Raw genomic sequence first — 751 nt, 5'->3', positions numbered from 1 at the left:
AAAAGATCCTTGTTCATATCCAGATTGATTAATTTATAGATGATTTTTTCCTTCAGTTCCTCGAAATTAGTTAAGTCCTTCAGCTTAAAATCTCCAGTCTGCTTGGCGTTCCGATATAACTTATATATGGTTTTTGCTATCTCTTCAAAAGATGATCCATTACACAAGTCTCTATAGAAATCATCCAGATAGATAACCGGGGATGCTGAGAAACGCTCTCCATCGGAGGCGTCTTCAATGAGAAGACCTTGGCAGAGGGTTTGATTGTTCTTTCTCGCCGTGTATGTGCTGACAGTAACGTCAGCACCGAGGTTCTCCTCCAGATACGTTTTTACTTGCATTTCAAATTCTTTGTAAGTCATTTTGATTCTCCTTTCTGTTACCATGTCCATCCGGAGCATTGAAAAATAACCCTCCTTTCCCATGTTCAGGCATAAAAAAAGAGAATGACGCAAAATGTTCATTCTCTGACAGCGTGCAGTTCCCTGCAAAATAAAAAAAGCCAGAAGGTACTGCCCTGGAGGCATAGTATCCCTCTGACTGATTACAAACCTAAACAGCGTGTGATAAATCCTTTCCGGATAGACACAAAATATATGGTACGAATTTAGTATAACACTAGATATAGTAGTGGTCAAATGAAAAATAGCTCTACACACCTATATATAGCATAACAAATAAGCAGCACCCCTTTGTACGTCAGGTTTTGACAGAAAAATCCTCTTGACGAAAGAACGTATGTTCGCCATAA

At 39.0% G+C, this 751-nt stretch carries 1 protein-coding gene; it reads right to left on the bottom strand.

Going from position 1 to position 751, the window contains the following annotated elements:
- Positions 1–362: DUF5688 family protein (locus B5E53_RS18745; RefSeq protein WP_242963825.1), on the bottom strand; the 362-nt coding region annotated here is incomplete at its 3' end.
- Between the last annotated feature and the right edge of the window lie 389 nt (positions 363–751).

It is taken from the genome of Eubacterium sp. An11, from assembly GCF_002161065.1.
GTDB classification, from domain to species: Bacteria; Bacillota; Clostridia; order Lachnospirales; family Lachnospiraceae; genus Anaerobutyricum; species Anaerobutyricum faecale.
This window is presented reverse-complemented; position numbering and strand designations above follow the sequence as displayed.